Consider the following 7,258-nt stretch of genomic DNA (forward strand, 5'->3'; position numbering starts at 1 on the left):
GGGGAGGGCGGCAGGATAGCCTGGGACAGGAACCAGATGGCGGCGCGGGCCGCGCGCGAGCTTGAGGACGGCTGGGCATCGGCATTCCGAGCTGGTCGCCAACGATATTCCCGACGGCATTCATGTGACGCTGCAGTCGGAGAACGGCCTGCTCGGCATCGGGCCATTCCCGGCCGAGGACGAGATCGACGCCGATCTCATCAGCGACGTGTGAGTAGACTGTGAACAAGCAATAAGGGCGGCACTGTAATCTCTAACATTACACGAGGTTGGACAAATAGATGGATGCGACCCGAAAATTCGCGACAATGGTGACCGACGATCTTATCGACGGATATGGGCACATGAATATGGTGCACTATTTGGCAGCCTTCAGTAAAGCTGCGGATTTACGGCTCGACGCTTCGATACGTCTAAGTCCGGATGGTTCGATGACCTCTGGCCTCGTCACCGCCGAAGCGCGGGTCGCTTACAAGAAAGAAGCGATGCGCGGCGACAATTTGCTCCTAACTACTTGGATAGCCGACCTTGACGAAAAGCGAGTCCATGTCGCGCAAACGATGGTGCGTGGCGACGGAACGTTACTGTCGACAGCTGAACAGCTTTTCCTGAATTTTAACCTGCTATCGCGCCGCGTAGAACCATTCCTGCCGGATGTACTGGCCGAGCTTGGACGCGGTGTCGAGGCGGACAGTGGAAAATTCGATCCAGGCATTGTCAGTCGCCGAATGGGCATATCGAGAATAGTATGAATTTACCTGATCTTCGTCTGTGTCGGCGGCACCTTCATGCGTGTACGCTAATAGGCGGCGGATTCGAGGTGTCGACCGGCTCCGTTGGAGGCGTGATGATGTGGGTAAGAACTCGGATCGTCGCGAAAGCTTCCATAGCCGAGACCGTGAGCGCCCAGGCGATACGCCGGTCGTCAGTGGGCTGAGGCGGCCGATCAGGCTGACCAAATCGTGGGCGCGCGAACACGCCAACAAGCCCGACCGCCGTGAGCAAAGCCACGAATTTCGGCGATCCGACGTTGGGGCTCGGACAATCGGCGCTTCTCAAACCTGGTCTATCGCGACAAGCTCTTCCCCCGGCCAGATCGAAGGGCTTTCGACCTCTCGTCGAACAGCTACTTGACGGGTAGGTGTGATTTTTGGTGGAATGAGGACCCCGTTTAAGGGGTGATTTTCGTCCAAACGGGCCCCCTTAACGGCGGGGTTGTCAAAGTGCCTCCAGTTTCATCGGAGGCATTTGTTTTGGATGTTGGTTGTGGAGACGATTGCGAAGATACGCCGGCTGTCGCTGGTTCAGGGAAAGTCGATCAAGGCGATCTGCCGGGAGCTGAAGATCTCCCGGAAGGTGGTGCGCAAGGTTTTGCGTTCCGGGGAGACGGAGTTCCGCTACGAACGCAAGCATCAACCCTATCCCCGGATGGGCGCCTGGCGCGAGGAACTGGATCGCCTGTTGTCGGCGAATGCGGTGAAGCCGCAACGGGAGCGTCTGACGCTGATCCGGGTCTACGAGGAGCTTCGCGGCCTCGGCTATGACGGCAGCTACAGTTCGGTGTGGCGGCACGCGCAGAACTGGGAGATGGATCGCGGTAGCGCTGCGGCTGAAGCCTACATTCCACTGAGCTTTGCGCCGGGTGAAGCCTACCAGTTCGACTGGAGCCACGAGATCGTCCTGCTGGGCGGCGTGACGGTCACGGTGAAGGTCGCGCATATGCGCCTTTGCCACAGCCGCATGTTCTTTGTGCGAGCCTATCCGCGCGAGACGCAGGAGATGGTGTTCGACGCGCATGACCGGGCGTTCGCCTTCTTCAAGGGAACCTGCACGCGCGGCATCTACGACAACATGAAGACGGCGGTGGACGCGGTCTTCATCGGCAGGGATCGACGCTACAATCGACGCTTCCTGCAAATGTGCGGCCACTACCTCGTCGAGCCGGAGGCCTGCACGCCGGCGGCGGGCTGGGAGAAGGGTCAGGTCGAGAACCAGGTTGGGCTGGTGCGCGAGCGCTTCTTCACGCCGAGGCTGCGCTTCAAGACGCTGGAGGACTTGAACGGGTGGCTGACCGACAAATGCGTCGCCTATGCAAAGGCGCACCGGCATCCCGAGCAGGGCGAGCGCACGGTGTGGGAGGTGTTCGAGGAAGAGCGCGCCAGCTTCATCCCCTATGCCGGGCGCTTTGACGGCTTCCATTGCATTCCCGCGTCGGTGTCGAAGACGTGTACGGTGCGCTTCGACAACAACAAATACTCGGTGCTGTCGAGCGCTGTCGGTCGGCCCGTCGAGATCCATGCCTATGCCGACCGGATCGTCATCCGTCAGGACGGTGCGGTCGTGGGCGAGCATGCCCGCTCGTTCGGCCGTGGCGAAGTCATCTACGACCCCTGGCACTACGTGCCGGTCCTGGCTCGCAAGCCCGGCGGCCTGCGCAACGGCGCGCCGTTCCGGGAATGGGTCTTGCCCTCGGCCATGGAGAAGGTGCGCCGCAAGCTGAAGCTGGCCGATGACGGTGATCGTCAGATGGTGTCGATCCTCACCTGCGTGCTGACCGACGGATTGAGCGCGGTCGAGGCGGCCTGCCAGGAAGCGCTCGACCATAGTGTCTCATCCGCGGCGGTGATCCTCAACATCCTGGCCCGCAGCCGCGATCCGGCGCCGGGCGCGATCCTTTCCATTCCCCAAGCGCTGAAGCTGGCCCACGAGCCGATCGCCGACTGCGCCCGCTATGACAGTCTCAGGAGGACAAACAGCCATGGAACGCGCCGAAGTACTGGACCTGATGGGAACGCTGAAGCTCTACGGGATGCGCTCGGCCTATGACGAGATCATGGGCGTCGCCATCAAGCGCCAGCACGAGCCGCCCAAGATCGTCGGCGATCTGCTGCAGGCAGAGATATCGGAGAAGCAGGCCCGCTCCATCAAATACCAGCTCACCGTCGCCAAGCTGCCCCTGGCCAAGGACATCGAGGACTTCGACTTCGCCGACACGCCGGTCAACGAACCCCTGATCCGCGATCTCGCTGGCGGCGCCTTCGTCGCCGATCAGCGCAACATCGTCCTGGTCGGCGGGACAGGCACCGGCAAGTCGCATCTGGCCATCGCCATTGCCCGGGCGCTCATTCGCAACGGAGCACGCGGGCGCTTCTTCAATGTCGTCGATCTGGTCAACAGGCTCGAGACCGAAACCCGCTCCGGCCGCCAGGGGCGCATTGCAGACCATCTCACCCGGCTCGACTTCGTCGTCTTCGACGAACTCGGCTATCTACCCTTCGCCCAGGCCGGCGGGCAGTTGCTCTTCCATCTGGTCTCGAAGCTTTACGAGCGCACCTCGATCATCATCACCACCAATCTCGCCTTCGGCGAATGGCCGAGCGTCTTCGGCGATGCAAAGATGACCACCGCGCTACTCGACCGGCTCACCCATCATTGCGAGATCGTCGAAACAGAAAACGATTCCTGGCGCTTCAAAAACCGTTCTCAAAGCTAAAGTCGAAGAGCCAATCAGCCGCACCCGATCAGGCTGCGCAACCCCGACCAGCTTCGCCTGATCGGGAGCTCACCGGCGTGCCTCTCAACACCCCTAAACCGGGGTCCCTTTTGCGCCAAAAACCAGGGTCCCGATTCAGTGGTCATTGACAGGGTAGGCTTGCAAGATCACCGTCGAACTCCTGGCGCTGGCTCATCATCGCGGCTGCGAGCGTGAACTGGCCGAGGAGCTTGCCGGAACGCTAGACGTCCACAACTGTCTAACCTGGCGGCCTTGAAAGCGGCCATCGGCCCGGACCCGGATCATTTGCCGACCGTTTATGTGCAACTCGCATCGCTCAGCAAAAGGGTCAATCGCATGTACCTCGCACTAAGTTCTGCAATTCTTCAGCTTAAAAGGAATACGCCACCATCCGCTATTACAACCTGGGCGGTTATGTAGGACGCGCCTGCCGCGAGATACGCTATGAGTTCCGCATACTCTTCAGGCTGACCGATACGCTGAAGCGGAACAGCGGTTCGCGCATACTCCTCGGCGTCTCCCCCCCATGAGCATTCCCAAGGAGAATTTACCGCTCCGGGTGCAATTCCGTTAACTCTCACCCGAGGTGCCAAAGCCTTGGCCAAATGTCTAGTCAGTTGAACCAACCCGGCCTTGGCGCAGGCATATGCGGTACTGCTAGTGTTGTTACACGCGAATGCGCCTGTGGATACCGTATTGACCACTGCGCCATGGCTCTCGATGAGAGCGGTACGGGCAGCCTTGGTCATCCAGAACGCACTCAATAGATTAACGTCCAGCATCTTCTGCCAGAAGGCGGGTGTAAGAGCATCAAAGTCATCTACAGGGATTGGCGATTTCGTACCGGGTGCTCCAGCGTTGTTAATTAGATAATCAAGGCCGCCGAGCACTTCCAAGGCAGAAGAGACAACTTGTGCCGCGGAACCTGGTTGGCTGACATCTCCCGGCACGCTGTAAACGTCAAGACCTTCGTCCCTTAGTTTAGCGACTTCAACCATCAGCTTTTCGTTTGTGTGTAAGTCATTTATCGCGACACTGGCGCCAGATCTTGCTAGTTTTGTCGCTGTGGCAAGACCGATACCGGAAGCCGCTCCTGTTACAATAGCTTTTTTATTTCGCAAATCGAAGTTTATCATACCGTCATCCTTGACTTAGGTCGTATTTTACTTCATGATCATGAAGTCGCATCTGCGGTCGATTTTGGCGAGGCGGTGGCAGTGAGCTTGCTGGATGGCCAGCGGGCTGAGAAATGGCGGGCGAATGCAGTGTGTTCTGTCCAAATATTATGCTTCAGTTAGAATAGGTGTTGCCAATATAATGTCCCGAACGGCCCCATCTCATTTTGAGATAGGGTCTATGTGATGGGGTGTTTCGACAGTAGGCGCTTGGTGCAAAGGGTTTGCGTAATAAGCTGCGGCAGTCTCGAGGAAGGCGACAGCGCTCTCTTTGCGCTGATCGGGCATAACTCAGAAAAAAGCGATGTGCGAGGCTTGTCGTTGCCGATATGGCGGTTGACCGCACCAGGATATCGCCCGGTGATGCGACAGAGCCAATCCAGCCGAGCTTCTTGGTGTCGAGATGGATGAGTTCGCCGGGATGCTCGCGCTCGTAGCGGCGCACCGGCTCGGCCGGTTCCAAGCCTTTCAGCCGTGACAGGCCGGCGCGTGCCAGCGCCCGGCTCACCGTCGTCTCGGACACCTCAGTTTCCCTGGCAATGTGCTTACCGGTTAGGCGCTGCCGGCGCAGTGCCTCGATCGCATTCTCCGCCGAGGCCTCGGTTCGCCTCGGGGCTCGTCTTCGGCCTCGAGGAGGGTCGACCATGCCGGCGCGTCCCGCGGCTCGGAGCGCTCCATCCAGCGTGTCACCACCTTCCGCGTCACCCCGTAGGTCCGCGCCGCACAGGCTTTGGAAAGACGGCCTTCAACAACGTCTCGGGCCATCTCCTCTCGATGCAGTAACGTCAGGTGCGCATTCTTATGGATGTGCATTTGATTCTCCGAGAATCGCTAAAGCTTGACAACTCAGCTTTCTCCTGGGGGACCGAATGGATAACCTATTAAAAGCTCACAGGTAGGACCGCAGTCTCTGCGAGTGCTGCGAACGTCAAAGGTTCATTGATTCGAACTGTCTCGCATTCAGGTGCTCTACCGCGCCTCGTCGCAGGGGGACCCCTCCACCCAGCTCTCCGACCAGCGACCGCACACTGTCATCTGGCTTCCAGATGGTCGGCGGCGACAATCAATATTTGACGAACACGTGAGGCGCATGAAGAATCCGCCAGATTGAAGATCGGCCGCCGCCCCCCACCTTTTGGTAGCATGACCACTCGTCGCCGCCACCGAGTGCATGGCGCCGGAATAAACAATTAAGACGATACCGAAGTAGGAGTTTCTGATGTCGCGGAAAATCATTGTGACGTGTGCAGTCACCGGAGGGGGTTCCGCGGTTCTTGCGAAGCATCCAAATATTCCCAAGACGCCGTCGCAAATCGTGGAGGCTGCACTGGAAGCTGCGAAGGCTGGGGCTGCGATTGTGCACATTCACGTCCGTGAGCCTGACACGGGGGCCCCATCAAACCGAATTGAGCTCTATGAACAGGTTGTTAAGAAGCTTAGGGACGCGGCGACGGATGTCATCATCAACTTAACCTGTGGAATGGATGGTGAACTTGAACTTGATTCTTTGGACCCCCAAAAAATCGGAAAGTCGAGCACACTTAAGAACGCTATTGGACGCTGCCTCCACGCCGTCAAACTTCAGCCAGAGCTTAGCACCCTGGATTGTGGAACGATGGCTTTTGGGGAGCGGATTTTTGTTGCGCGTATGTCCGATCTGCGAGAGATGGCGACACTCATGCGCGAGGCTGGTGTCAAGCCCGAGCTCGAATGCTTCGATCTAGGCCACATTGAAATCGGTAAGAAACTCATCTCCGAAAACATAGTTGACGGTCCGCCCCTTTTCCAATTTTGCCTCAGCACAGGTTGTGGTGCTCCCGCTGTGCCGAGCGCTGTGCAGGCAATGCGTGAGATTCTGCCTTCCGGGGCAGTCTGGGGTGGATTTGGCTGTGGTGCAGATGAGATGCCGATGGTTGGACAGTTGGTGGCTATGGGCGGGCACGTCCGGGTAGGTTTGGAAGATAATATTTATCTCCGACGTGGGGTGCTGGCGTCCAATGCCGAGCTCGTAGACAATGCAGTTGGGATCATCGAGCGCATGGGCGCCAGCGTCGCCACACCTGCTGAAGCACGGGCAATTCTCTGCGTCAAAAAGCGCGGATGACCGCACTCGCGTATCCCATGCAACGAACGATAATAGCGGACTAACAACTTATGGAGGCCGAAATGAGGTCGCAAACCGGAAGCTGCCTTGGAATTTTGGACTTGGAACCTGGCTTGCCATCCGGCGTGACGCCGCCGGCGCCGTCCGGCTCGCTGTTTAGTTCAGCTACTTTCGATTTACCCGTGATATCGGAAACCGTCGAGGGAGCCTGGGCGGATGTTGTGATGCAGGGCGAACCTGCGCTCGAGCCTGCGTTTGTGAAAGCAGCTCGGAGGCTGGTAGAGCGAGGCGCAGTCGTAATCAGCTCGGACTGCGGCTCTGCTGTTCGGCATCAGGCGGCGGTGGCTGCGGCGGTAAGTGTCCCGGTAGTAATGTCCAGCCTGCTCTTAGTGCCGGCGCTGCTCCGCCAACTGCCCCCAAAAGCCAAACTCGCTGTTGTCACAGCTGATTCACGAGTGTTTCGAG

The 7,258-nt window shown here is 58.7% G+C and carries 6 protein-coding genes and 3 pseudogenes; 7 read left to right on the plus strand and 2 right to left on the minus strand.

Annotated elements, in window-relative coordinates:
* Nucleotides 1-15 precede the first annotated feature (15 nt).
* The 5 genes and pseudogenes from X738_RS84075 to X738_RS84080 form a co-directional block, all read left to right on the plus strand.
* Nucleotides 16-205, plus strand: a pseudogene (locus X738_RS84075) (CoA-transferase); the annotation flags it as partial.
* 76 nt (nt 206-281) lie between these two features.
* Nucleotides 282-752: a thioesterase family protein gene (locus tag X738_RS79185; RefSeq protein WP_023803961.1), complete on the plus strand. Its 471-nt coding sequence runs from the start codon at nt 282-284 to the stop codon at nt 750-752.
* Between the two features lie 505 nt (nt 753-1,257).
* On the plus strand, nt 1,258-2,826 hold the full coding sequence (gene istA, locus X738_RS79190) for an IS21 family transposase (RefSeq protein WP_023803962.1): 1,569 nt from the start codon (nt 1,258-1,260) through the stop codon (nt 2,824-2,826).
* Nucleotides 2,759-3,493 carry an IS21-like element helper ATPase IstB gene (istB, locus tag X738_RS79195; protein ID WP_023803963.1) on the plus strand — a complete coding sequence of 245 codons (735 nt, stop codon included), beginning with the start codon at nt 2,759-2,761 and terminating at the stop codon, nt 3,491-3,493. Before istA ends, istB begins: the two co-directional genes overlap by 68 nt.
* Nucleotides 3,494-3,650: 157 nt before the next feature.
* A pseudogene (locus X738_RS84080) lies at nt 3,651-3,934 on the plus strand (hypothetical protein); the annotation flags it as partial.
* Here X738_RS84080 and X738_RS81920 read toward each other — a convergent pair.
* Complete coding sequence (locus tag X738_RS81920; RefSeq protein WP_031257072.1) at nt 3,880-4,650, minus strand: SDR family NAD(P)-dependent oxidoreductase; 771 nt, start codon at nt 4,648-4,650, stop codon at nt 3,880-3,882. The pseudogene X738_RS84080 and the gene X738_RS81920 sit on opposite strands and share 55 nt — an antisense overlap.
* A 154-nt stretch (nt 4,651-4,804) precedes the next feature.
* Nucleotides 4,805-5,212, minus strand: a complete 408-nt coding sequence (locus tag X738_RS85640) for a hypothetical protein (RefSeq protein ID WP_156942765.1) — start codon at nt 5,210-5,212, stop codon at nt 4,805-4,807.
* A gap of 696 nt (nt 5,213-5,908) precedes the next feature.
* On the opposite strand from X738_RS85640, the gene X738_RS79210 reads away from it, so the two are divergent.
* Nucleotides 5,909-6,793, plus strand: a complete 885-nt coding sequence (locus X738_RS79210) for a 3-keto-5-aminohexanoate cleavage protein (RefSeq protein ID WP_023803966.1) — start codon at nt 5,909-5,911, stop codon at nt 6,791-6,793.
* Between the two features lie 62 nt (nt 6,794-6,855).
* A pseudogene (locus tag X738_RS86705) lies at nt 6,856-7,258 on the plus strand (hypothetical protein); the annotation flags it as partial.

This window comes from Mesorhizobium sp. L48C026A00, from assembly GCF_000502375.1.
GTDB lineage: Bacteria > Pseudomonadota > Alphaproteobacteria > Rhizobiales > Rhizobiaceae > Mesorhizobium > Mesorhizobium muleiense.

Bases quoted from the DNA above. Each gene is read 5' to 3' on its own strand.
- X738_RS79210 (WP_023803966.1), top strand. From the start codon at position 5,909: ATGTCGCGGAAAATCATTGTGACGTGTGCAGTCACCGGAGGGGGTTCC.
- X738_RS79185 (WP_023803961.1), top strand. From the start codon at position 282: ATGGATGCGACCCGAAAATTCGCGACAATGGTGACCGACGATCTTATC.
- X738_RS81920 (WP_031257072.1), bottom strand. From the start codon at position 4,650: ATGATAAACTTCGATTTGCGAAATAAAAAAGCTATTGTAACAGGAGCG.
- istB (WP_023803963.1), top strand. From the start codon at position 2,759: ATGGAACGCGCCGAAGTACTGGACCTGATGGGAACGCTGAAGCTCTAC.
- istA (WP_023803962.1), top strand. From the start codon at position 1,258: ATGTTGGTTGTGGAGACGATTGCGAAGATACGCCGGCTGTCGCTGGTT.